The sequence below is a fragment of the Aquabacterium sp. genome (assembly GCF_004297345.1).
GTDB lineage: Bacteria > Pseudomonadota > Gammaproteobacteria > Burkholderiales > Burkholderiaceae_C > Aquabacterium.
This window is the reverse complement of the sequence record NZ_SCTN01000133.1, coordinates 1-23,991: the sequence shown is the minus strand read 5'-3', so window position 1 is coordinate 23,991 and position 23,991 is coordinate 1. Positions and strand designations below refer to the sequence as shown.

The 23,991-nt window shown below is 61.1% G+C and carries 20 protein-coding genes; 13 read left to right on the top strand and 7 right to left on the bottom strand.

All coding sequences use genetic code 11. From position 1 onward, the window contains the following. Positions 1-140 precede the first annotated feature (140 nt). The gene (locus EPO09_RS04180) at positions 141-881 is read right to left on the bottom strand and encodes an SIMPL domain-containing protein (protein WP_290640486.1); all 741 of its coding nucleotides are present in this window, start codon (positions 879-881) and stop codon (positions 141-143) included. Positions 882-1,100: 219 nt separating this feature from the next. Here EPO09_RS04180 and ompR point away from each other — a divergent pair, with 219 nt between their 5' ends. Both ompR and EPO09_RS04170 read left to right on the top strand, forming a co-directional pair. After that, the gene (ompR, locus tag EPO09_RS04175; RefSeq protein ID WP_290640484.1) at positions 1,101-1,838 is read left to right on the top strand and encodes a two-component system response regulator OmpR; all 738 of its coding nucleotides are present in this window, start codon (positions 1,101-1,103) and stop codon (positions 1,836-1,838) included. A 3-nt stretch (positions 1,839-1,841) separates the two neighbouring features. Further along, positions 1,842-3,170 carry a sensor histidine kinase gene (locus tag EPO09_RS04170; RefSeq protein ID WP_290640482.1) on the top strand — a complete coding sequence of 443 codons (1,329 nt, stop codon included), beginning with the start codon at positions 1,842-1,844 and terminating at the stop codon, positions 3,168-3,170. An 18-nt stretch (positions 3,171-3,188) separates the two neighbouring features. On the opposite strand, the gene ispF is transcribed toward EPO09_RS04170, so the two are convergent. Beyond that, the gene (gene ispF / locus EPO09_RS04165; RefSeq protein ID WP_290640480.1) at positions 3,189-3,677 is read right to left on the bottom strand and encodes a 2-C-methyl-D-erythritol 2,4-cyclodiphosphate synthase; all 489 of its coding nucleotides are present in this window, start codon (positions 3,675-3,677) and stop codon (positions 3,189-3,191) included. Between the two features lie 317 nt (positions 3,678-3,994). Here ispF and EPO09_RS04160 point away from each other — a divergent pair, with 317 nt between their 5' ends. From EPO09_RS04160 to EPO09_RS04150, 3 genes are all read left to right on the top strand, one after another. Beyond that, on the top strand, positions 3,995-5,197 hold the full coding sequence (locus EPO09_RS04160; protein ID WP_290640478.1) for an ammonium transporter: 1,203 nt from the start codon (positions 3,995-3,997) through the stop codon (positions 5,195-5,197). A gap of 176 nt (positions 5,198-5,373) precedes the next feature. After that, entirely contained in the window at positions 5,374-5,697 is a 324-nt protein-coding gene (locus EPO09_RS04155) for a type II toxin-antitoxin system Phd/YefM family antitoxin (RefSeq protein WP_290640476.1), read from the top strand. Positions 5,698-5,824: 127 nt separating this feature from the next. After that, positions 5,825-6,604 (top strand): zeta toxin family protein, encoded by a 780-nt coding sequence (locus tag EPO09_RS04150; RefSeq protein WP_290640474.1) that lies wholly within the window; start codon positions 5,825-5,827, stop codon positions 6,602-6,604. Here EPO09_RS04150 and ispD read toward each other — a convergent pair. Next, positions 6,549-7,301: a 2-C-methyl-D-erythritol 4-phosphate cytidylyltransferase gene (ispD, locus tag EPO09_RS04145; RefSeq protein ID WP_290640472.1), complete on the bottom strand. Its 753-nt coding sequence runs from the start codon at positions 7,299-7,301 to the stop codon at positions 6,549-6,551. The genes EPO09_RS04150 and ispD overlap by 56 nt on opposite strands. Positions 7,302-7,392: 91 nt before the next feature. Between ispD and mfd the strand changes: the two genes are divergently transcribed. Both mfd and EPO09_RS04135 read left to right on the top strand, forming a co-directional pair. Further along, positions 7,393-10,878, top strand: a complete 3,486-nt coding sequence (mfd, locus tag EPO09_RS04140; RefSeq protein ID WP_290640470.1) for a transcription-repair coupling factor — start codon at positions 7,393-7,395, stop codon at positions 10,876-10,878. Positions 10,879-10,952: 74 nt separating this feature from the next. Continuing rightward, positions 10,953-12,125, top strand: coding sequence for a methyltransferase domain-containing protein (locus EPO09_RS04135; RefSeq protein ID WP_290640468.1), 1,173 nt, complete (start codon positions 10,953-10,955; stop codon positions 12,123-12,125). Positions 12,126-12,150: 25 nt separating this feature from the next. On the opposite strand, the gene EPO09_RS04130 is transcribed toward EPO09_RS04135, so the two are convergent. Both EPO09_RS04130 and EPO09_RS04125 read right to left on the bottom strand, forming a co-directional pair. Beyond that, positions 12,151-13,812, bottom strand: a complete 1,662-nt coding sequence (locus EPO09_RS04130; protein ID WP_290640466.1) for an NAD(P)/FAD-dependent oxidoreductase — start codon at positions 13,810-13,812, stop codon at positions 12,151-12,153. Between the two features lie 14 nt (positions 13,813-13,826). Further along, positions 13,827-14,588 (bottom strand): TfoX/Sxy family DNA transformation protein, encoded by a 762-nt coding sequence (locus EPO09_RS04125; RefSeq protein ID WP_290640464.1) that lies wholly within the window; start codon positions 14,586-14,588, stop codon positions 13,827-13,829. Positions 14,589-14,681: 93 nt separating this feature from the next. On the opposite strand from EPO09_RS04125, the gene serB reads away from it, so the two are divergent. After that, positions 14,682-15,380, top strand: coding sequence for a phosphoserine phosphatase SerB (serB, locus tag EPO09_RS04120; protein WP_290640462.1), 699 nt, complete (start codon positions 14,682-14,684; stop codon positions 15,378-15,380). 20 nt (positions 15,381-15,400) lie between these two features. On the opposite strand, the gene rraA is transcribed toward serB, so the two are convergent. Continuing rightward, positions 15,401-15,898 carry a ribonuclease E activity regulator RraA gene (gene rraA / locus EPO09_RS04115; protein WP_290640460.1) on the bottom strand — a complete coding sequence of 166 codons (498 nt, stop codon included), beginning with the start codon at positions 15,896-15,898 and terminating at the stop codon, positions 15,401-15,403. Between the two features lie 202 nt (positions 15,899-16,100). On the opposite strand from rraA, the gene EPO09_RS04110 reads away from it, so the two are divergent. From EPO09_RS04110 to EPO09_RS04090, 5 genes are all read left to right on the top strand, one after another. Then, positions 16,101-17,237 carry a glycosyltransferase gene (locus tag EPO09_RS04110; protein WP_290640458.1) on the top strand — a complete coding sequence of 379 codons (1,137 nt, stop codon included), beginning with the start codon at positions 16,101-16,103 and terminating at the stop codon, positions 17,235-17,237. A gap of 308 nt (positions 17,238-17,545) precedes the next feature. Then, on the top strand, positions 17,546-19,621 hold the full coding sequence (locus EPO09_RS04105; RefSeq protein ID WP_290640456.1) for a hypothetical protein: 2,076 nt from the start codon (positions 17,546-17,548) through the stop codon (positions 19,619-19,621). A 332-nt stretch (positions 19,622-19,953) separates the two neighbouring features. After that, complete coding sequence (locus tag EPO09_RS04100; protein WP_290640454.1) at positions 19,954-21,261, top strand: MBOAT family protein; 1,308 nt, start codon at positions 19,954-19,956, stop codon at positions 21,259-21,261. A gap of 12 nt (positions 21,262-21,273) precedes the next feature. Then, positions 21,274-22,329 carry an SGNH/GDSL hydrolase family protein gene (locus EPO09_RS04095; RefSeq protein WP_290640452.1) on the top strand — a complete coding sequence of 352 codons (1,056 nt, stop codon included), beginning with the start codon at positions 21,274-21,276 and terminating at the stop codon, positions 22,327-22,329. 17 nt (positions 22,330-22,346) lie between these two features. After that, positions 22,347-23,474, top strand: a complete 1,128-nt coding sequence (locus tag EPO09_RS04090; RefSeq protein ID WP_290640449.1) for an acyltransferase — start codon at positions 22,347-22,349, stop codon at positions 23,472-23,474. Between the two features lie 15 nt (positions 23,475-23,489). Here the strand turns inward: EPO09_RS04090 and EPO09_RS04085 are convergent. Continuing rightward, positions 23,490-23,991: glycosyltransferase (locus tag EPO09_RS04085; protein ID WP_290640447.1), on the bottom strand; the 502-nt coding region annotated here is incomplete at its 5' end.

The window sequence follows — 23,991 nt, the reverse complement described above, 5'->3', positions numbered from 1 at the left end:
GGATTGCCGAGAGCCAGAAGATGGCCTACAAGGCGCAGTTCCTGCCCCACCAGGTGCTGATCGGCGGCCAGTGGCGCGAACAGACCAGCTACCCGGCGGCGGACTGAGCAAGCAAGACCTGCATAGCCCGCCGTAACCGGTCAGGGCTTGAGCGTGACCTGACCGTTGACGGTCACCGACAGCACACCTTTACCCGGCTCTACCGGCAATGGCGCATCTGCCATCTCCGCGCGCATGGCCATGGCCTTGGCCAGGTAGGGACGAGGCTCAAAGCCGGGGTCGGTCGAGGACACAGTGACATCCCCCAGGGTGTAGCCCTTCATGCCGAAATCAGCTGCCATTTGCGAGGCGCGCGCTTTGAAACGCGCAATTGCCTGGCTGGTCAAGGTGGATTCATATTGCTCGCGCAGAGAGCGCGACAGCCCGTAGCTCACGTTGATCACATTGAGCTGGTTGATGCGCCCGGTCGTCTGCGTGATGCGCGCAACGTCCGTGCCTTCCAGAATCAATTGCGCGAAGCCCTGCCAGCCATTGACCCGGCCCGAGTTGTTGTAGCGAGGCTGCACCGAGAAGGTGCCTGTTCTCACCTCCATACCCTGCGGATGCGCTGCCTTGCGCGCCTCAGTCAGGGCCGCGTCCATGGCCTGCTTCAAACCCGCTTGCACCTCGGCAGCCTGACTGCCTTCGCGCGAGGCCTGCAAGGTCACGATCAACAGATCCTGAGTGACCTCTTGCGTGGCACCTGCGGAGAAACGCACCACGTTTTGCTGAGCGTCTGGCTCAGCATGCGCAGCTGAGGCGCCCATGGCCAAGGCACTGGCCAGCAAAGCCCCTGTCAAGCCGCGAGACAGACTGGAACGAGACGAAAACGCTTGTCGCATCAATGACCTTCTTTCTGGATGGCACCCAGCCAAGATGGCGGGCGCATCAACGTTAACGCACAGCCCAGGCTCACCGACGACAAAGATCTACAACCCGCCATGGGCTTGACGAGGTGTTCATACGGTCGCAATATTTGTAACAGCTGGTCAGCGCACCGGTTTTCGCGCGGATAAACTGCGCACAATCCGCGTCTGTTACAAATGCCGAGGAATGCAGAGATGACCTCCACGACTCCCAACCAGCGTCCCGACCGCGTGCTCGTGGTCGATGACGATGCGCGCATCCGCGATTTGCTGCGCCGCTACCTGAGCCAGGAGGGTTTCGAAGTCCTGCTGGCCGAAGACGCCAAGGCGCTCAACCGCCTGCTGACGCGTGAAACGGTCGACCTGATCGTGCTGGACCTGATGCTCCCAGGCGAAGACGGCCTGTCGATCTGCCGCCGCCTGCGCGCCGCCAACGACGTCACACCGATCATCATGCTGACCGCCAAGGTCGAGGATGTGGACCGCATCGTGGGCCTGGAAGTGGGCGCCGACGACTACCTGCCCAAGCCCTTCAACCCCCGCGAACTGCTGGCCCGCATCCACGCCGTGCTGCGTCGCCGCCCGGCCCAGGAAGCGCCTGGTGCGCCTGCCAAGGAAGCACAGACCGTGCAGTTCGGCCCCTTCGAGTTCGATCTGGCCCTGCGCCGTCTGAGCAAGGAAGGCGAGCCCATCTCGCTGACCACCGGCGAGTTCTCGATGCTCAAGGCCCTGGTGCGTCACCCGCGCCAACCTTTGTCGCGCGACAAGCTGGCTCAGTTGGCACGTGGCCGCGAGTTCGAACCGTTCGACCGCAGCCTGGACGTGCAGATCTCCCGCTTGCGCAAAATGATCGAGCCCGATCCGGCACAACCTCGCTACATCCAGACCGTCTGGGGCGTGGGTTATGTGTTCGTGCCGGATGGTGGGGCTTGATGAATGCCTAGAAAGCGTTTCGCCCTCAGTCTGTTCTGGCGGACGTTCATCCTGCTGGGTCTGTTGCTCACGGCCGGCATCGTCGCGTGGGTGCAGACTTTCAAGGCACTTGAGTTTGAACCTCGCTCGGTGCAAGCCGCGCAGCAGATCGCCAGCCTGGTGAACCTGTCGCGCGCCGCCCTGCGCTATGCCGACAGCATCAACCGCGTTACCCTGATCAAGACCCTCTTCGATCAGGAATCGATCGCGCTCAAGCCGCACGAACCGTCCGACCGATTCGAGCCGTTCGAGATCAACCGCTTCACGCAGGCGATTGGCAAGGAACTGCGCTCGCGCCTGGGGCCGACCACGATTGTGGCCAGCAGCGTCAATGGCGTGCAGGGCCTTTGGGTGGGCTTCCAGATCGAGAAGGACAACTATTGGCTGCAGGCGGACGGCAACCGCGTGGCCCCCATGACGGGGCGAACCTGGTTCATCTGGGTAGGTATCGCGCTGATTGCGACCATGCTGGGATCGGCCGTGATTGCGCGCCTGATCAACCAGCCTCTGAAAGAGCTCTCGTTCGCGGCCAGCCGAATACGCGAGGGCGAATACGACTCGGTGCTGGACGAATCCATGATCACCCGCGAGATCCGCGAGGTGAACCAGGGCTTCAACCGCATGGCGCGTGAGCTCGCCAAGGTGGATGAAGACCGTGCCGTGATGCTGGCTGGCATCTCGCATGACCTGCGCACGCCGTTGGCGCGTCTGCGCCTGGAAGCTGAGATGAGCGTGGTGGACGAAGAGGCCAAGCGCAACATCGCCGCCGACATCGACCAGCTCGACGCCATCATCGACAAGTTCATGGACTATGCCCGCCCGGGCAATGTCGAACTGATGCCGGTGCATGTGTCATCGGTGGTGGACAAATCGATCAGCCAGTTCCGCGATACCAAACGCATCCGGATCACGGCCAAGCTGCCCATCGACACCAAGGTGATGGCAGACGAAACCGAGCTCAGCCGCGTGTTGACCAACCTGTTCGAGAACGCACGCCGCTATGGCCGCAACACATATACAGGCGTGACCAATGTGGATGTGAGCTACACGCGTTCAGGCTCGTGGGTGATCCTCAGCGTGCGTGACCATGGGCCAGGTGTGGCAGCAGAAAAGCTGTCTCAGTTGACCACGCCCTTCTTCCGGGGTGATGCGGCACGCACGGCGGCCACAGGTGCAGGCCTTGGCCTGGCGATTGTGGAAAAGGCGCTTCAGCGCATGGGTGGCGGCTTCGAAATCGCCAATGCACCTGGTGGCGGGCTGGTGGCCCACATCAAGCTCAAGCGTGCGCCCTGACCGTCAGGCGCGATCCCCTCAAATTGCGTAGAGCAGGCACACGGCACGGGCCTCGATGGCCCGGCCCTCGCCCACAGGCCCCATTTTCTCGGCTGTCTTGGCCTTGACGTTCACCGCATCGGGCGCGATGTCCAGCGCCTGGGCAATGCGCTCGCGCATCAGCGGGATGTGTGGCGCCATCTTCGGTGCTTGAGCCACGATCGTCGAGTCGATATTGCCGATCGTCCAGCCAGCATCGAACACACGCCTGGCCGCCTCTTGAAGTAGCACGATCGAGTCGGCGCCCTTGAACTGCGGGTCCGTGTCCGGAAAGTGCCGGCCGATGTCCCCCATGCCAGCAGCCCCCAGCAAAGCATCCGTGATGGCGTGCAGCAAGGCGTCGGCATCCGAATGGCCCTGCAATCCATGCGTATGGGGAATGGTGACGCCGCCCAGAATCAGTGGACGGCCCGTGACCAAGGCATGGGTATCCCACCCCTCTCCAACGCGAATGACAGGCAAAGACATTTTGGAAGTCTGAAACGTGAGTGACCGGGCTCGCATTGTCCTGCGAAATGTGCGCCACGCACGGATCGCGTTGGGCTCGCGCCTGAGAAATTGCGGGCATGGCCGAGCAACAAATGCACCATATTGGTTCCAAAAAATCAGCATGATTGAGACAGCGCACCAAACGCGCGCACCATATTGCGTTGCGTGTGCACAAAATCCAATCAATACGCCCCAAATTCAGGCACACATATTGCTTACTTATGGTGCGTATTGACCCAAGATGCTGCACATGATTCATTTAGGTGCGGCATCGTGTTCTTTTTGAAAGTCAAAGAATGGACCAACTCAAACAAGGCGCGGATGCGCTGTTTATCCTTTTGGGCGCTGTCATGGTGCTAGCGATGCACGCGGGCTTCGCCTTCCTTGAGCTCGGCACCGTGCGTGGCAAAAACCAGGTCAACGCTCTGGTCAAAATTCTGGTTGATTTCTGCGTATCGACCATCGTGTACTTCTTCGTGGGCTACACGATTGCTTATGGCGTCGATTTTTTCGTAGGCGCTGGCACCCTGGCTCAGAACAACGGCTACGCCCTGGTCAAGTTCTTCTTCCTGCTGACTTTTGCGGCGGCCATCCCGGCCATCATCTCCGGCGGCATTGCAGAGCGAGCCAAGTTTGGCCCTCAACTGATCGCCACGGCCGTGATCGTTGGCGTGTTCTACCCCTTGTGCGAAGGTGCCGTGTGGAACAACAAGTTCGGCTTTGAAGACTGGCTGCAGAAGCTGACCGGCGGGCAGTTGCACGACTTTGCCGGCTCGGTGGTCGTTCACGCCTTTGGCGGCTGGATCGCGCTGCCTGCTGTGCTGATCCTGGGCGCACGCCGCAATCGCTATCGCAAGGACGGCGCGATGTCGGCACACCCACCGTCGAGCATTCCCTTCCTGGCCCTGGGTTCGTGGATTCTGGCCGTGGGCTGGTTCGGCTTCAATGTGATGAGCGCCCAGACGATCGACAAGATCTCCGGCCTGGTTGCCGTGAACTCGCTGATGGCCCTGGTTGGCGGCACCCTGGTGGCCGTGCTGATGGGCAAAAACGACCCCGGCTTCGCCTACAACGGCCCTTTGGCTGGCCTGGTGGCGGTTTGCGCGGGCTCGGACATCATGCACCCTGCGGGCGCACTGGTGGTGGGTGCGATTGCTGGCGCGATCTTCGTGCTCATGTTCACCCTGGTCCAAAACAAGTGGAAGATTGACGACGTACTGGGCGTCTGGCCTCTGCATGGCCTGTGTGGCACCTGGGGCGGCATTGCTGCTGGCATTTTTGGCCAGACGGCATTGGGTGGCGCGGGTGGCGTGAACATGGGCGCTCAGATTGTGGGTACGCTGTGTGTGCTGGCCTTGGCGCTGCTGACCGGCGGATTGGTGTACGGTATTCTCAACAAGGTGATGGGCTTGCGTCTGTCACACGAAGAGGAATACGACGGCGCCGACTTGTCGCTGCACCGCATCAAGGCCACACCGGAGCAAGAAGTCTCCTGGTAAGCCTGCCGAGACGGCGTCTCTCAAAAAGCCCGGTCACAAGCCGGGCTTTTTCAATGATGCGGCCAGCTCACGAACTGGACAGATTAGCCGAAATGGCTAAAATAGCCACAAGCATTGAAACAGAGGCCATCATGACTGCGCTAACCTTGCGTCATCCTCGCGGAGAGGATCTCCCGGTGACTGAGTTTTCAGCGACCGAAGCCAAGAACAGTTTTGGGCGCGTGCTGGATGCCGCATCCAGCCAAGGTATGGTAGCCATTACCAAACGGGATCGCACCACAGCCGTGGTCTTGTCGCTGGATGCCTACCAAGCTTTGCTGGGTGCGCAGGCCAAGCCGCTCGATACACTCAGCCACGAATTCGACGCCTTGCTGCAGCGCATGCAAGCACCTGCAGCCCGCGATGCCATGATGGATGCGTTTGATGCCGATCCAGCAGAACTGGGTCAGGCCGCCGTTGCGGCAGCCAAGCCTGCCCGATCATCGTCACGACACAACTGACGCCGCCGGACACATCACAGCCATCACCGCATGCACAGGCCCATACCGGGCAGCCCGATGCGCGCTGAGCCAGCGCCCCCCAGCGGTACGCCGCTGAGCACATCCAAAACACAGAGAGAGACAGCCCGTGGCCAATCCTGCCCACGTTCCCCGACTTTTTGTTCTGGCAGGTACCAATGGCGCCGGCAAGAGCAGCATTGGTGGCGCGACCATTCGATCGCGTGGCGGCGAGTATTTCAATCCAGATGAGGCAGCGGCCCGCATTCGCAAGGCTCAACCGCACCTGAGCGCCACACAAGCCAACAGCGCCGCCTGGCATGAAGGCAAACGCCTGCTGCAACACGCCATCGCCAAAGGGCTGGACTACAACTTCGAGACCACGCTAGGCGGTAAGAGCTTTGCGGCCTTGCTCAAAGAAGCGGCAAAGAAGGGATTCGAAGTCCGCATTTGGTATGTCGGGCTGATGAGCCCCGAGCATCATCTGGCACGCGTCAAGGCGCGCGTCAAAAAGGGTGGGCACGACATTCCCGAGGCCGATATTCGCCGGCGCTTCGATCAAAGCCGCTTGCAACTGATCGAGCTGTTGCCGCATCTGGCCGAACTGCGCGTCTACGACAACAGCGATGAGGCCGATCCCCACCGAGACAAGGCGCCCCGCCCCCAACTTTTACTGCATTGGGTGCAAAACGCCGCCCCGGGCACAGGCGCCGGCAAAATGCAGGCAACCGTGCGAGCCCCCGCCTCAGCCCAAGCGCTCATGGCGACACCGGAGTGGGCCAAGCCTGTCGTGATGGCCGCGCTCAAGTTGCAATCAGACGCAGATGCGCAGACCGCGCCCGATACCTCAGCAGTCAAGGACGCGTCGACAGCAAACGCTCGGCCAAAGCGAAATCGCCCGGCCAAGTGACCTTGAAGTTGTCATAAGCCCCAGGCACCAGCCGGGGTTGATGCCCGAGCAACTCGATGGCACTGGCCTCATCGGTGATGGCCGCCGCACTGTCCGGATCAGACAAGGCTGACAGCAGCGCCGGACGCAGCAGCCCCAGGCGGAACATCTGCGGCGTCTGGGCTGCCCATTTGCCTGAGCGATCTACCGTAGCCTGCGCGCGAGGCTCACCCTGAGCGCCTTTAACCGCCGCCTTCAAGGTATCGGCCAAAGGCAAGGCCAGCAGCCCGCCGACTTCGTCGTCATCGCAAGCATCGATCAGGCGGCCCACCCAATCAGGCTGGATCAGACAACGCGCCGCATCGTGCACCAGCACCCAGTCATACGGCTGTGCGCCACGCGCCAGCAACTCGTTGAGGCCGTTGGCCACGCTCTCGGCCCGCGAAGCGCCACCCACCCGGGCAACCCAGCCCTTGGGACCTTCAAAACCGGGCGCGTGCCGCTCGAACAATTGATCCTCTGGCGACAAGACCACCAAGGTGGCTTCAATGCGCTCAACCGCGCCCAAGGCAGCCAGGGTGTGCGCCACCACTGCCCGCCCAGCCACGGGGTGATATTGCTTGGGACCGCCCACACCGGCGCGCTCCCCCACCCCGGCACATGGGACAAGGGCGTAACAACGGGCTTTGAATTCGTGAGAAGCGATCGTGAGTGACATAAGGGGATTGTCACCCACCTAAAATGCACCCCTGAATCTGGATCACACGCCCGGCCACCCTCGTGACCGGGCGCTTTGTCATTTCTGAGCCATGCTGCCTGCCCTGCCCCTGCCCTCCATTGCTCCTGGCAAACGCTTCACGGTGCCCCGACCTGCGGGCTCGGGTGACGCGCTGCTGCTCGCCCGTTTTGCACAAAGCCGCAAGGCCCAAGGGCAGATCACAGCCGTGATGACGGCCGACCCGGCTGATGCCCAGCGCCTGCTCGATGAAATCGCCTTCTTCGTGCCGGACTTGCGCTGCGCCATCTTCCCCGATTGGGAAACGCTGCCCTACGACACCTTCTCGCCGCACCAGGACTTGATCTCCGAACGGCTGGCCACCTTATGGCGCATCCAACAAGGCGTGAACTCGGGAACGGGCGTGGACGTGGTCCTGCTGCCCGCCACGACGGCGCTGACGCGGCTGTCGCCACCCGCCTTCCTGGCGGCCTACACCTTCCACTTCAAGCAAAAGCAAAAGCTCAACGAGGCTGCGCTGAAATCGCAGCTGACGCTGGCCGGTTATACGCATGTGAGCCAGGTGGTGTCGCCCGGTGAATATGCGGTGCGTGGCGGTCTGATTGACCTGTACCCAATGGGCTCGCTGGTGCCTTACCGTGTGGACCTGTTCGGCGACGAGATCGACTCGATTCGCACATTCGATCCGGACTCGCAGCGCAGCCTCTACCCCGTGCCAGAAGTGCGCCTGTTGCCAGGTCGCGAGTTCCCGATGGACGAGGCCGCACGTCAGGCCTTCCGCAGCCGCTGGCGCGAGCGCATCGAGGGCGACCCGAGCAAGTCCCGCATCTACAAGGACATCGGTACGGGCGTGGCCACTGCTGGCATCGAGTACTACCTGCCCTTGTTCTTTGACGAGACCTCGACGCTGTTCCAACACCTGGGCGAGCAAGCCGTGCTTGTGCTGCATGGCGACATTGACGAGGCACTGAAGCGCTTCTGGATCGAAACGAAGGAGCGCCACCGCTTCCTGCAGCATGACCCCGAGCGCCCGCTGTTGCCTCCGGAAGATATCTTCCTGAAAGTGGAGGACTTCTTCACCCTGGCCAACGCCCACGCGCAATTGGCCGTGCGCGGCATCGAGTCCACAGAATGGGCCCGCCCCCTGCCAGACCTGAGCGTCGAACGTGGCGGCCAGGACCCGCTGCGCAAGCTTGAACAGCACATCGACAAGACCGACAAGGCTGGCCAGCGCGTGCTGGTCGTGGCCGAAAGCGCCGGCCGCCGCGAGAGCCTGATGGAGTTGCTGCGCGACCACCGCATCAACCTGCCCAGCATCGACACGCTGCAAGCCTTTGTCGACAGCGATCATCGACACGCCATCACCGCCGCACCGCTGGCCGCCGGCTTCATCTGGAACGACCCGGCCAACGCGCAGGCTGGCATCCAGTTCGTCACCGAAACCGAACTGTTCGACGCCACGCCCACCACGCGCCGGCGCCGCAAGTCCGAGCAAGTCACCGATCTGGATTCGCTCATCAAAGATTTGAGCGAGCTGAATGTGGGCGACCCGGTCGTGCACAGCAACCACGGCATCGGGCGTTATCAAGGCCTGATCAACCTGGACCTGGGCGATGGCCCCTCCGAGTTCCTGCACCTGGAATATGCCGACAAGGCCACGCTGTATGTGCCTGTGTCGCAGCTGCACCTGATCAGCCGCTACACCGGCGTGAGCGCGGACGAAGCACCACTGCACAAGTTGGGCTCACCGCAATGGGACAAGGCCAAGCGCAAAGCCGCCGAGCAGGTGCGCGATACGGCCGCCGAGCTGCTCAATCTGTATGCCCGCCGCGCAGCGCGTGAGGGCTTTGCCTTCCGCTTCTCTGCACAGGATTACGAGGCCTTTGCCGCCAGCTTCGGCTTTGAAGAGACAGCAGACCAGCGCGCCGCCATCCACGCCGTCATCCAGGACATGATCAGCCCACGCCCGATGGACCGCCTGGTCTGCGGCGACGTGGGTTTCGGCAAGACCGAAGTGGCCTTGCGCGCAGCCTTTGTGGCTGTGACCGGCGGCAAGCAGGTGGTGTTGCTGGCCCCCACCACCCTGCTGGCCGAACAGCACTACCAGAACATCTCCGACCGTTTCTCTCAGTGGCCCGTGAAAGTGGCTGAGATGTCCCGCTTCCGCTCGGCCAAGGAAATCAAGCAGGCCATGCAAGGCCTGGAAGACGGCACCATCGACATCGTCATCGGCACGCACAAGCTGCTGAGCGACTCGGTCAAGTTCAAGCGCCTGGGCTTGCTCATCATCGACGAAGAACACCGCTTCGGTGTGCGCCACAAAGAGGCCATCAAGGCCATGCGTGCCGACATCGACGTGCTCACGCTGACTGCCACACCGATCCCGCGCACGCTGGGCATGGCGATGGAGGGCCTGCGTGATCTCTCCGTCATTGCCACCGCACCACAGCGCCGCCTGGCCATCAAGACCTTCGTCAGATCAGAGAGCAGCAACACCATCCGCGAAGCCGTGCTGCGCGAACTCAAGCGCGGCGGCCAAGTCTACTTCCTGCACAACGAGGTGGAGACCATCGAGAACCGGCGCGACAAGCTGGCCGAGCTCATCCCCGAGGCTCGCATCGCCATTGCCCACGGCCAGATGCCCGAGCGCGAACTGGAGCGCGTGATGCGCGACTTCGTGGCCCAGCGCCACAACGTGCTGCTGTGCTCGACCATCATCGAGACCGGTATCGACGTGCCCTCGGCCAACACCATCGTGATGAGCCGCGCCGACAAGTTCGGGCTGGCGCAGTTACACCAGTTGCGTGGCCGCGTAGGCCGCTCCCACCACCAGGCCTATGCCTACCTGCTGGTGCCTGATGTAGAAGGCTTGACCAAGCAGGCCGCGCAACGCCTGGACGCCATCCAGAACATGGAAGAGCTGGGTTCGGGCTTCTACCTGGCCATGCATGACCTGGAGATCCGTGGCGCCGGCGAAGTGCTGGGCGACAACCAGAGCGGCAACATGATGGAAGTGGGCTTCCAGCTCTACAACGAGATGCTGGGCGAGGCCGTGCGTGCGCTCAAGTCCGGCAAGGAGCCCGATCTGCTGTCGCCCTCGGGCCTGTTTGGCAGCAACACCGACATCAACCTGCATGCCCCTGCGCTGCTGCCCGATGCCTACTGCGGCGATGTGCACGTGCGCCTGAGCCTGTACAAGCGCCTGGCCACAACAGATTCGCTCGACAAGATCGAAACCATGCTGGAAGAGATCGTGGACCGCTTCGGCAAGCTGCCCCCGCAGGCCCAGGCCTTGTTCGATACGCACAAGCTGCGCGTGCAAGCCAAGCCTTATGGCGTGATCAAGATCGATGCCGCGCCCGGCATCATCAACGTCACCTTCCGCCCCAACCCGCCCGTGGAGCCCATGCGCATCATCGAACTGGTGCAGAAGAACAAGCACATCAAGCTGGCCGGCAACGACAAGCTGCGCATCGAGAAGGCCTTGTCAGACCCGAAAGACCGCGCCCAGTACGTGCGCGATCTGCTGCGCCACCTGGGGCAACCACTCTCGGCATGAGCCCCAAGCGCCGCGATACCCACAGTGACTGACAATCAGCGCCAGCGCTTCATGCGACGAAATACGGAGGTTTGATGAAGAAGTCCGCCAAGCAACAGGCCAATGTCCTGATGCGACCAGCCGCCCCCATGGCACCTGCTCACCCGAGCCCGCTTGAACAGCACATCGTGCTGACGCTGTATGCCCAGCAGCAATATGCCGAGGCAGAAAAATACGCGCAAAACCTGGCCAAGCAGTACCCCAACAGTGGTTTCGGCTGGAAGTACCTGGGCCTGTGCATGCGGCATCTGAACCGCGGCGATGCGGCCATGGAGCCGCTGCAAACCGCCGCCAAGCTCATGCCAGGCGACTTCGAACCCTTCTTCTACCTGGGCTGCACGCACCAGGAACTGGGCAATCTGGAGTTTGCCGAGGCCTGCTACCGCCACGCCATGGCCTTGAAGCCAGACGATGTAGGCGCCACAGGTAATCTGGCAGAAACGCTCAGGCTGCAGAACCGCGATGAAGAAGCCATCGCCATGTTCAAACGCAAGCTGGAGCTGGCACCGGGCGATGTCTATGGCACACATGCGCTGGCCATGCTCACGGGCAGCAATCCGGAGGTCCCGCCCGAGCAATACATCTCGCAGCTGTTTGACAACTACTCAGACAACTTCGAGCAGCACCTCACCAGCACACTGAACTACAACGTACCCGCGCAACTGGCCGCCATGCTGGCGCGGCACAGCGACGCCAACGCCACCAACACCACAAAATGGGACGCACTGGACCTGGGCTGCGGCACCGGATTGGTTGGCGCCGAAATCGCGTCACGCAGCCGGAATCTGGTGGGCGTGGACTTGTCTGCCAAGATGCTGGACAAAGCACGCGCGCGACAGGTCTACCAGCGTCTGGTCCATTCCGACCTGCTGGCCATGATGCGGCAAGAAGGAGACGCGACCTTTGACGTTCTGGTGGCGGCAGATGTGTTCATCTACGTCGGGAAACTCGACGACATCGTGGCGCAATCCCACCGCCTGCTGCGTCCCAACGGCTTGCTGGCTTTCTCTATCGAAACCAGCACCGTGCATGCCTCACAGGATTACTTCCTGGAAAAGGCAGGCCGATACAGCCAGAGCCGAAGCTACATGGAACGAATGGCACAGGAACATGGCTTCAATGTCCTGGACATGCACGCCGCGCCACTGCGCACGGAAAGCGGCCAGCCTGTGAATGGCTACCTGGGACTCTGGCAAGCCATTTCTTGAGCACAGCAGCGCATCGACAACGTCGTCAGGGCGCCTCGATACCCAGAATGGCCGCCGCCACAGCTTCGGCTACCTCAATGCCATCTACACCGGCAGACATGATGCCGCCGGCATAACCCGCGCCCTCACCCGCCGGGTACAGCCCCTTCACATTGAGGCTCTGGTAATCGCGGCCACGCGTGATCCGCAATGGCGATGAGGTGCGTGTTTCGACACCCGTCAACATGGCATCCGGCATCGAGAAGCCCTTGATCTGCTTTTCAAACGCAGGCAAGGCCTCGCGGATGGCAACCAGCGCGTAATCCGGCAGGCTGCCGTTACCGGGCTGCGCGAGATCCGTCAGCGTCACACCTGGTTTGTATGACGGCATCACATTGCCCAGCACCTTGCTGCGCTGACCCTTGATGAAGTCCCCGACCAACTGGCCTGGGGCCATGTAGTTGCCCTCACCCAGTTCATAAGCGCGCGACTCCCAGAAGCGCTGGAAGGCGATGCCGTCCAGCGGGCTCACGGGGCCTTCATGCAAACCATCTTGCCGATAGTCCTGCGGCGAGACACCCACCACGATGCCCGCATTGGCGTTGCGCTCGTTGCGCGAGTACTGGCTCATGCCATTGGTAACCACACGATTGGGCTCGGACGTCGCCGCCACCACCGTGCCGCCCGGGCACATGCAAAAGCTGTAGACAGCGCGGCCGTTCTTCGCATGGTGGACCAGCTTGTAATCGGCTGCGCCCAGAATCTCGTTGCCCGCATTGGGCCCAAAGCGCGCCTTGTCAATGATGCTCTGCGGGTGCTCGACCCGATAGCCGATCGAAAACGGCTTGGCCTCCATGTAGACGCCGCGCTCATGCAGCATCGTGAAGGTATCGCGCGCACTGTGCCCCAAAGCCAGCACCACATGATCTGCTTCAATCTGCTGACCGCTTTCCAGCGTCACGCCACGCACCTGCCCCTGGTCGATCATCACATCGGTCACGCGCTGCTGGAAGCGGATTTCACCACCCAGCGCCTCGATGTCGGCCCGCATCTTCTCGACCATGCTCACCAGCCGAAAGGTACCAATGTGTGGCTTGGCCACAAACAGGATCTCTTCGGGTGCGCCGGCCTTCACGAACTCGGTCAGCACCTTGCGCGTGAGATGACGCGGGTCGCTGATCTGGCTGTAGAGCTTGCCATCAGAGAACGTGCCCGCACCGCCTTCGCCGAACTGCACATTGGACTCTGGATTGAGCTCGCTTTGGCGCCACAAACCCCAGGTGTCCTTCGTGCGTTGGCGCACCTCTTTGCCACGCTCGAGCACGATAGGGCGCAAACCCATCTGCGCCAGAATCAAGGCCGCAAAAATCCCGCATGGTCCGAAACCAATCACGATGGGACGCTTGTCCTGAGCGGCATCGGCCGGCGCATGGCCCACAAACTTGTAGCTCGTATCGGGTGTAGCGCGAATATGCTGATCGTCGCTCAAGCGCTTGAACGCGGCCTGCTCGACACCTGTATCCGCCAACTCGCAATCCACCGTGTAGATCAACACGATCGCCGTTTTCTTGCGAGCGTCATAGCTGCGCTTGAAAACGGTGAAGTTCTGGAGTTGTGCATCCAGGATCCCCAGCCGGTTGACGATGGCAGGACGCAAGGCGCCCTCTGGATGATTAAGGGGTAGACGCAGTTCGGTGATTCGCAGCATAGGCGCGGATTATCTCAAAGCATGTGCTGCTGCACATCCTCCAGCGCCATCAACAAGCTGGCGCAATCCGTCTCGGCCACCTCTTTCCAGTCACGCCCGGTCAGCGCGCCTTCGAGCGCCCACAACAGATTCAAGCTGGCACGAGGGCAGACGGCCTTGGTACGGGCATAGGCCACCACTGCGCCCAGGTGGCGCAAGTCCTCATCGCTGTGGATGCCGGCGCCGGCCAGCATCTCCTGGCTCTTGGGGCCCAGGTTCTTCATCATGTCCAGCTGAGCCCCCTGGCCACGTGCCTTGCGTCCCACCCCAAGCTTGGGCTCCCGCTGCGGCATCGACCCTGCCCCCGACGCCAGCACGTCCGCGTCGATCGGCCTTCGCGCTCTGGAAGCCGCCACCTTCCTGGCGGGCTTGCGCTTGTTTTGCTGGCGCACCGCACAGTCGTAGCCCAAACGGGCCCAGCTGGCCATGTGCACGGCCTCGTCATAAGCCTCGGCCGGCGCCTCGCAGTAACGCAAAGACGCCGTACGTCCCTTCGATTCATAGCTGAAGCGAGGCAAACCACGCTGTGCGAACAAGGGCTCTGATTCGTCATCCACCTTGAAGTACAAGGTTTCCTCGATCAGGATCGCGAACATCAGGCCATCACGATAGACCCCGAACCCACCGAACATGGGGCGAGCCTGCACGGGCGCCCAGCTCGCCATCAACTCCACGATAAAGTTGGCAAATTCCTGCTTGCGGGTGGAAGAAGTGGCACCGGACATGGTGCCCAGCATACGCGCTCAGTCCACGGACGAGGATAATCACCCGTTTTCGCCACGTCTACGACGCGGCTCTCGCATCGGCCTCCGCATCAGTCCTTCCACGCCATGTCCGCCACCGAATTCGCCCCCGGCCTCGTCATCCAAGGCTTCGCACCATCCCTGAACCTGTCGTCTTTCAAGGCCATCGCGTTCGACATGGACTCCACGCTGATCAGCATCGAGTGCATCGACGAAATCGCTGACGCGGTGGGCAAGAAGGCCGAAGTGGCCGCCATCACGGAAGCGGCCATGCGTGGCGAGATCACCGATTTCAAGGACAGCCTGCGTCGCCGTGTGGCGCTACTCAAAGGTGTGCCGGCCGAGGCGCTGCAAGAGGTTTACGCCCAGCGACTCCAGATCAATCCGGGCGCCCAGGAACTCATCAACGCCGCCAAGGCTGCCGGTTTGCAGACCTTGCTTGTGTCTGGCGGCTTCACCTTCTTCGCGGATCGCGTCAAGGCGCGCCTGGGCATGCACGAAGCACATTCCAATACGCTGGAGATCGAAGGCGGCCTGCTCACCGGCCAGGTGCTGGGCGACATCGTCGATGGCGAGGCCAAGAAACAGCACCTGTTGGCACTGTGTGCACGCATCGGCTGCGACCCGAAGCAATCAATTGCGGTGGGCGACGGCGCCAATGACCTGCTGATGATGGGTGCCTCAGGCCTGAGCGTGGCCTACCACGCCAAACCCAAGGTGCGCGAGCAGGCCATGATTGCCATCAACGAAGGCGGCCTGGATCGCGTGCTGGAAGTCGTCCGTTAAGAGCGACCTCCCTGCGTGGATCAGGCCTTGGGCTTGTCCATGATCACAATGCCGTCCTCGTCGGCATAGAGCCAATCGCCAGGGCGGACCCACACACCCTGGATCTGCACGGCGATGTCTTTCTGACCCTCGTTGCGCTTTTCAGTAGGCAAAGGCATCAGGCCCAGCGCGCGGATGCCGACGTCACACTCTGCCAGCTCGGCCGAGTCACGCACGCAACCATCCACGATCACGCCAGCCCAGCCATTCCTGGCTGCTGCCTTGCCCAGGTTGCCGCCCACCAGCGCACGACGCAGCGATGCGCCACCATCAACCACCAGCACGCGCCCCAGGCCGGGAGAGTCGACCGCCGCCTTGACCAGGGTGTTGTCCTCGAAACACTTCACCGTGGCAACCTGGCCTGCAAACTTGATGCGCTGGCCATAGTCCTTGAATACGGGCGGCAGCACACGGAATGCGCCATCGGTATCGTTCTTGTGCTCATCGCAAAGGTCACAAGTTGCAAAGTTGGTCGTCATCGACATCTCCGTCCAGATCACAAATTATTGCCCCCCGGGCTTGGGTAGCCCGTTCATGCCACAATCGGGCAGACCTTATCTGCCACGGCCTGTGGGGTATCCGGGTCATTCTATCGCCTCGGTTCTGACGCTCAGAGCCCAACCCCTCGTATTCAACGCAATGCCTCGCCGCCGTATCGCCCTGGTCACCCCGATACTCCCGATGCCCTACGATCAAACTCGAGGGCGTTTTATTTACGAAACCGCCAAATCGCTATCCAAACTGGCGGACGTCAAGGTATTTCTGCCTCAGGCGCGCTATCCCAAGCTCTCCATGCTGCGCCCTCGCACTTACGTGTACGGGGATCTGTCCGAAAACTACAGCCTGCCAGACCTGGACGTAGACGCCTTCTCATACACCGCCCTGCCCGTCGTATCACGAGGGCTCAATGGCGTGGTCAGCAGCCGTCAATTGACGCCCAGAATTCGCGCCTTCAAACCAGATATCGTCATTGGTTACTGGGTATACCCCGATGGTCATGCAGCGTTGCGCAGTGCACGTGCACTGGGCATACCCTGTGTGATCGGGGCACTCGGCTCAGATATTCATGTACGCCAGGGCATCAATACCGTGATGACGCGCCATACCCTGAAGCAGGCTGATTCTGTGGTTGTGGTCAGCGATGCCATGCGCCATTACACAGCGGACAAATACGGTACTCAGGCAGACAAGATCCACGTCATCGTCAATGGTTTCAATACGGAAGTATTTCAATTGCGTGACAGGCAGACAGCCCGGCTGGCACTGAATATTCCCGACGATTCCGAAGTAATTGCCTACGTCGGTCGATTCATCGAAGCCAAAGGCCTCATCGAACTGGTGACATCTTTCGGGGAAATGTGCCGAACTCGCCCCAAACTGCGTCTAGCCCTGATTGGCTCAGGCGTACTGGAAGATCGCCTGAAGGCCTTGTTGAGTGAAAAGCAATTGCTCGACAAAGTCTTTTTGCCGGGCGGGCTGCAACCTACACAAGTTGCACAATGGCTGGCCGCGAGCGATGTCCTGACGCTGCCTAGCTGGTCTGAAGGCTATCCGAACGTCGTGGTAGAGGGTGTTGCATGTGGTCGCCCTGTTGTTGCGACCGATGTAGGGGGCACACGTGAAATTCTGCACGAAGGCAATGGCATTCTGATTCCACCAAAGAATGTCGAAGCCCTGACACGGGCTTTGACACAAGCTCTGGATACGAACTGGGATCATCAGGCGATTGCCAACGGGATCCGTAGAAGCTGGGACGATGTGGCCAGCGAAACCCTTGGTGTGTGTGAGAAGCTCCTTCAAAAAGCGGAGCGGAAATAGCCATTTGGGCTGATCACGCCATGAGAGCTTCGTCAATTGAATCAAGTTGCATCAATTAACCCCCAATCCCGGGATTGCGCATGATGAAACAAGAAGGCAAAACCACAAACCAATTTGTGAGCTAATTCGCACACGGTCCGAAATCCAATAGGGACAAGACGCGAAATACCGGGGTATTCCCACCCAGTTCACATGATCAACCCTAACCCCTCCGATACGACTGCATACAAATGCGTGCCAGCAGCGATCGAATTCTTGAATAAAGTTCGCTTCATTGATGAACGTCGTGTCCACCCGAGAGGTACACCTTGAAACTGTTATCCAGCACCGCCCTGAATGGGTCCATCGAGAATCTGTCCACCTCCCCCCTCCAGGAGCGCCTGAAGTTCATCAATAGCTGCATTGCTGTCGTGAGCCTGAGCGCAGCCGTTGTGGGTTGCGGTGGCGGCGGCGGCGGCACCGACACCACGGCGAGCACATCGTTGAGCGCGGCAACACTGCCCAGCACGACCAACGGCGTGCCAGATCCAGCACCTGCTCCAGCACCGGCCCCCGCGCCTGCTCCAGCACCGGCTCCCGCACCAGCCCCTGCACCGGCACCCACTCCTGCGCCAGCACCGGCCCCTGCACCAGCACCCGCCCCGGCCCCAGCGCCGGCCCCTGCACCCGCTCCGGCCCCAGCACCTGCCCCGGCACCCGCTCCAGCCCCAGCACCGGCACCAGCGCCCGCCACACAACCTCTGGCGACCAACCCGATGCAGTCTCGCGCACTGCCAAACCTGACACGCATCGAAACCCCCACCGCCTGGGATCACAAGGCCGAATACCCCAGCCGTTCTGCCTGCGGCGCCACGGAAGGCCTGACTTTCGAAGTCGGCCCCGGCAAGGCTTACACCACGCCTCGTGATGTGCCATGGATCAAGCTGCTGCCTTGTGACGTGGTCAAGATTTACTATCGCCCCGCCGCCTACAAGGACGTCATCTTCATCGGTGCCCGCGGCGAGAAGAACAAGTACATCACCGTCACCGGTGTCCCCGGGCCCAATGGCGAACGCCCCGTGTTTGACGGTGTCGACGCCATCTCGCCCCCAGCGACCGGCACAGGCATGTCCTCGGTGTTCGACGGCTTCGGCATGATCATCATCAGCCGCCCCATCAACATCGGTGGTGGCCTGACCTCGGCCAGCTATGGCTACAAGCCCGGCTACCTGCACATCAAGGGCCTGACAGTCCAGAACGTACGTCCGCCAGCAAGCTTTACATCGCTGTCCGGCACAGTCAAACCCTACGCCGCCTTTACATCCGGCATCTACGTTGCACCGGCTGAGCACCTCGCTATCACGGATTGCGAAATTGCCAATAACGGCTTGGGCTTCTTCCTGAAGTCTGACCAGGACTACATGGCGCCAGCCCCCGACTACCTCGGCAACGGTCGCCAGTCACGCAACATCCTGGTGCGCAACAATTACTTCCACGACAACGGCATTGACGGCAACACCAGCCTGCACAACGCCTACACGGAAGCCATCGGCACAGTCTACGAATACAACTACTTTGGCCGCCCACTGGGCACCTCGGCAGACAACATCAAGGACCGCTCTGCCGGCATCATCTTCCGCAACAACTACATCGACAGCGCGATGCACAACATCTCGCTGCGTGATCCGGAGTCGAATGGCCCTTACGAAGCCATCCAGAAAGATGCCTTGGGCGAAGATCTGGTGAAGTACGCCTTCGTCTACAACAACGTGTTCATCCAGCGCCTCATCGGCGCCAACGGTGGCATCGTCATCGGTCACGGTGATGGCGACTTCGGCGCACAGAAGCAGTTCCGCTACGGCAAGGTCTTCTTCTACAGCAACCGCGTCATCTCCAAGTATGACTACCTGATGTACGGTCGTGATGGCGCCCCTCTGTTCGAGATGCTCAACTACAACCGCGGCACCGAAGTCAACGCCCTGAACAACCTGATGTACGCCACCTCGGCCACGGCATCCGGCACGGCAGCCAACTTCTCGCTGTTCTTCTGGAGCGGTGTGGCCAACTACCCGACCTTCCTCGACGCGACGACCAACACGACCCAGCCCGCCAACTGGATCAACAAGTACATCGAAGCGATGCCCAACTACGGCAACTACGCCTCGTCGCCCAGCAACCCCAACCTGTACACAGGCACCAAGTTCAACGGCACGGGTCACACAGGTCTGACCAAGCAGACAGCTGACCCCGGGTTCACCAACTTCGCAGCCGGTGACTACAGCCTGAAGGCCACCTCACCCTTCTACACACTGAAAGCCCCGCTGCCTACAGAAGTGACCACCCGCACGCTGACACCATCTGGCGAACCTGTGCTGGCACCCTTCAAGGGCCCTGCTCTGCCCTGATCGGCAAATCAGACTGAATGGCTGAGTCCCCTCAGCCACTCCGCGAGGAGACCCAACGAACACCTTGTTCGCGGGTCTCCTCGTTTACTTTGGGGGTCTCGAATCCATCCTCAACAGAATTAGCCGATTAACATCGACACGATTACCCTTATCATCGCCGGCTGTCCGAATCGGATAGCCGGTGTACGCCTTGAAGCGCCATTAAAAGGGGAGTAAACGACTTGCTGTTCAATTCCGTCGAGTTTCTCTTTCTCTTTCTCCCGATCGTTCTGGCGGTTTATTTCTGCCTTCCCCATCGCGGACAAAACGCCTTTCTCGTCCTGGCCAGTTGCGTGTTCTACGCCTGTTGGGATTGGCGCTTCCTGGCGCCCTTGCTGTGCACCACTTCGCTGGACTACTGGATTTCCACGCAACTGGAAAACAGCCGTGATCCCGTCAAGCGCAAGAGGCTGGTCACCATCAGCGTGGTGGCGAACCTGGCCTTGCTGGGCTTCTTCAAGTACTTCAATTTCTTCGTCCAGTCGATGCAGGCTGCGCTGATCCAGTTGGGGTTTCATCCCGACGTTCAGACCCTGAACATCGTCCTGCCGGTGGCCATCTCGTTCTACACATTCCAGGCGCTGTCCTACACGATCGACGTCTATCGAGGCGAACTGCACCCCACAAAATCATTCTGGGACTTCTTCCTGGCAGTGCTCTATTTCCCGCACCTGGTGGCCGGCCCGATCCAACGCGCATCGCTGCTGCTGCCGCAGGTGGTCCATCCACGCAAGTTCAAGCCTCAGCAAGTCATAGAAGGCCTGCACCTGATGGCCTGGGGCTTTTTCAAGAAAGTCTTCATCGCCGACAACTTGTCCCCCATCGTGGACAGCGTTTTCAATTCGCCCAACCCAACGGGCGGCGACACCTTGATCGGCGTGCTGGCCTTCACGTTTCAGATCTACGGCGATTTCTCTGGTTACACCGACATCGCCCGCGGCATTGCCAAGCTGATGGGTTTCGAGTTCACCTTGAACTTCAACCTGCCTTACGTCTCCATGAACCCATCGGAGTTCTGGCGGCGCTGGCACATCAGCCTGTCGAGCTGGCTGCGTGACTACCTCTACAAGCCACTGGGCGGCAACCGCCAGGGCAAGTGGATGACCAACCGCAACCTCATGATCACGATGTTGCTGGGCGGCCTGTGGCACGGCGCGGCCTGGAACTTCGTGCTGTGGGGCTTCTATCACGGTGCCATTCTGGTGATCCACCGTATCAGCACCCCCTTCCTGGCTCGCGTGGATGCGCCCGCCCGCCCGGTCAAACCATTGTGGATCGCCATCAAATGGGCATCGATGTTTCTGATGACCTGTTATGGCTGGCTGCTGTTTCGCGCAACGTCGATGGCGCAGATCGTGCACATGAGCGGCGAGCTGCTGCATCCGCTGGATGGCCTGAACACAAACACTCTGAAAACCGTTGCGTGGATCGTGTCACCACTGGTTGTCGTGCAATTGATCCAATGGCGCAGCCATGAACTGTTCTTCCTGAACCCGGCTCGTGTTCACCCCGCGATTCGTACGGTGACCTACGCCTGCATGCTCTACATGATCTTGTTCCTTGGCGGCAAGGCGCAGTCCTTCGTTTACTTCCAGTTCTGACAAGGCAGCAGCATGAAACGCATACTGAGCTGTCTGATTTACGCAGCCCTCGGCCTGGGCACCATGGAGATGGCAGCGCGCATCGACGATGCCATCAATGAAGGCGCCCCCATGTGGAAGCCCTACACCATTTCATCGGTTTTCCAGCCCAGCCCCTTCGGTCGCGAAGGCAAACCGAATGCGCGATTTGGCAAGTGGTCGATGAACGAATGGGGCTATCGCGGCCCTTCGCCACAGGCCGATCGCATCAATGTGGTCACTTTTGGCGCCTCTGAGACCTTTGGCATCTACGAGAGCCCGGATCACGAGTACCCACGTGTACTGGAAGCCCGCCTCAATGAGGCAGCGGGCGCGGCCCGCTACAACGTCATCAACCTGGCGATCCCAGGCGTGCGCATTGGCCGCTGGGGCTATCTGGATCGGGGCATCAAGCAGTTCCAGCCCAAAGTGGTCGTGATCTACCCCAGCCCGGCCAACTACATAGGCAGCGAAAAGCCGCTGTGCGATCAGCCCAGCAGTCCGGTGCCCGATCAAATCGGCATCAAGGACCGCATCCGCCTGACCGGCAAGATCGAGCAGTTGAGCAAGAAGGTGCTGCCGCCCAGCATCATGACCATGTGGCGGCAGCATGACATCGCCAAATCCATCCAGGGCATCGCCGTGATGGACAAGGTGCCGGACAGCAATATCCAGTCATTCAAGACCGACCTAGCATGCGCCGTGCGCACTGCCCATCAAGCCGGCGCCAAGGTGGTGCTGGCGACCCACGCCACCTACTTCGGCTCCACATTGCGCGACGCCGACAAGCCCATGATGACGGCCTGGCGCCGCTTCTATCCAGACCTCAAGGAAGAAGGCTTCCTTGATCTGGAGCTGCGCACCAATGCCGCCATCAAGGCACTGGCGCAGGAGATGAAGCTGGATCTGGTGGACGCCGACCAAGCCATCCCGCCGGGTCCTGGCAACTTTGCCGACTTCGTGCACTTTACGGACGCAGGCTCGGCCCACATGGCCCAATTGCTGGCGCCTCATGTTCTCCAGTTGACCAGCGGCCTGACCGCACACTGAACGCCCATCCACGCGACATGCGCCAAGCCACCCCTTCACCCCTCCCGAGCGCCGAGCCACAAGCCGCCCAGCTGTTCAAGGCGCTGCGCGGCAGCCGCATCCCCGGCCTGGACTTCCTGCGTGCCATCTCCGTGCTGATGGTGCTGGTGGACCATTCCGGCATGACCTGGCTGGGCCCGATTGCGCTGTTCAACGGCGGCATCGGTGTCGAGATTTTTTTCGTGCTCAGCGGCTTCCTGATCACGTGGATGCTGCTGCATGAACTGGACAAGCACCAGGACATCAACCTGCTGGACTTCTATCGCCGCCGCGCCGCGCGACTGCTGCCCGCTTTTTATGCCTACGTGCTGCTGGGCATCACCTACCTGACGCTGCGCCACCTGCCCGTACCGTGGGACGCCGTGGTGGCCGCCTGCCTCTACGTGCTGAACTACTACCAGGGCCTCACAGGTGCGGCCACGCATTTCCTGTCGCCTTGCTGGTCACTTGCCGTTGAAGAGCAGTTCTATCTGCTTTGGCCTTTTGCGCTGCTGGCGCTGTTCCGCCACCGCATCCGCATGGTGCCCTTCATGTGCACGGTGATCGTGGCCGTTTGGCTGTGCCGCCCGATCCTGATGTGGGTGTTCGACGTGCCGGACGCCTACCTCTATCGCGCACTCGAGACGCGCGCCGACCACCTGGCTGTGGGCTGCGTGCTGGCCATGCTCCTTCGCCAGCAGTTCTGGCTGGAAGTCAGCGCACGACTGGCCCGTCGGAAATGGGTGCTGCCCGCACTGGCTGCACTGTTGATCACCTCGGCCACCCTGCAGCAGATTCAAGCCTACAAGTACAGCCTGGGTTATGCGCTGGAGCCGCTGCTGATCGGCTTCATGATTCCCTTGGTCATCCTGCGCTCGTCAGAAAATAGCTGGTTTGCCAAACTGGCCAACTTCAGGAGCATCGTGACCATTGGTCAGATCTCGTATGGCATGTACCTGGTGCATCCGCTGTTGATGTACCCGATCCGCATGGCGGTGGAACGCGCCACGGGCCAGAGCTTGCTGGGCGTCGGCGTGTCCATCGTCGCGGTGATCGTGTTCGGCTACGTGTCGTTCACCTGGTTCGAAACGCCGGTGCGAGCGCGCCTGCGTGGCAAGGCGCACTGAACAATTCGAAGCGGATCAGGAAGACCCCTTCAAGCTGCGGAAGAAGTCGACCAGTTGCACCACGTTGTTGCGCCACTGGCGCTCCGCCGCAATATAGGCGCGAGCAGCCGTGCCTACGCGTTGCAGGGCCTGGGCATCCTGACTGCGCTCCAGCACAGCGCGCACGGCGTCATCCAGTTGGCCTGCCTTGAAGAACCAGCCAGTTTCATCCGCCTTGAGCACTTCTTTCACGGGCTCGAAATCCGGCGCAATCGGCGCGATGCCACACGCCATGAACTCAAACAGCTTCACGGGCGAGGTGTAGTCGCCCGCACTGGGCAGCACTGCCATGTCCATCGCGGCCAACAAGCCTGGCACATCATCGTGCGCCACGCGCCCGGTCATGATCACCTGCTCGTCCAACCCCCGTGACTTCACATAAGCCTGCAACTCAGGGAAGGTCGGGCCATCGCCTACCATCAGCAACTTGAGATGCGGCGCATCCTTGAGCTTGTCGGCAATCTGGTGAACGAACTGG

Excerpts from the sequence above, each read along its gene's own strand:
- EPO09_RS04180 (WP_290640486.1), bottom strand. The coding sequence starts at position 881 with ATGCGACAAGCGTTTTCGTCTCGTTCCAGTCTGTCTCGCGGCTTGACA.
- ompR (WP_290640484.1), top strand. The coding sequence starts at position 1,101 with ATGACCTCCACGACTCCCAACCAGCGTCCCGACCGCGTGCTCGTGGTC.
- EPO09_RS04170 (WP_290640482.1), top strand. The coding sequence starts at position 1,842 with ATGCCTAGAAAGCGTTTCGCCCTCAGTCTGTTCTGGCGGACGTTCATC.
- ispF (WP_290640480.1), bottom strand. The coding sequence starts at position 3,677 with ATGTCTTTGCCTGTCATTCGCGTTGGAGAGGGGTGGGATACCCATGCC.
- EPO09_RS04160 (WP_290640478.1), top strand. The coding sequence starts at position 3,995 with ATGGACCAACTCAAACAAGGCGCGGATGCGCTGTTTATCCTTTTGGGC.
- ispD (WP_290640472.1), bottom strand. The coding sequence starts at position 7,301 with ATGTCACTCACGATCGCTTCTCACGAATTCAAAGCCCGTTGTTACGCC.
- mfd (WP_290640470.1), top strand. The coding sequence starts at position 7,393 with ATGCTGCCTGCCCTGCCCCTGCCCTCCATTGCTCCTGGCAAACGCTTC.
- EPO09_RS04135 (WP_290640468.1), top strand. The coding sequence starts at position 10,953 with ATGAAGAAGTCCGCCAAGCAACAGGCCAATGTCCTGATGCGACCAGCC.
- EPO09_RS04130 (WP_290640466.1), bottom strand. The coding sequence starts at position 13,812 with ATGCTGCGAATCACCGAACTGCGTCTACCCCTTAATCATCCAGAGGGC.
- EPO09_RS04125 (WP_290640464.1), bottom strand. The coding sequence starts at position 14,588 with ATGCTGGGCACCATGTCCGGTGCCACTTCTTCCACCCGCAAGCAGGAA.
- serB (WP_290640462.1), top strand. The coding sequence starts at position 14,682 with ATGTCCGCCACCGAATTCGCCCCCGGCCTCGTCATCCAAGGCTTCGCA.
- rraA (WP_290640460.1), bottom strand. The coding sequence starts at position 15,898 with ATGACGACCAACTTTGCAACTTGTGACCTTTGCGATGAGCACAAGAAC.
- EPO09_RS04110 (WP_290640458.1), top strand. The coding sequence starts at position 16,101 with ATGCCCTACGATCAAACTCGAGGGCGTTTTATTTACGAAACCGCCAAA.
- EPO09_RS04095 (WP_290640452.1), top strand. The coding sequence starts at position 21,274 with ATGAAACGCATACTGAGCTGTCTGATTTACGCAGCCCTCGGCCTGGGC.
- EPO09_RS04090 (WP_290640449.1), top strand. The coding sequence starts at position 22,347 with ATGCGCCAAGCCACCCCTTCACCCCTCCCGAGCGCCGAGCCACAAGCC.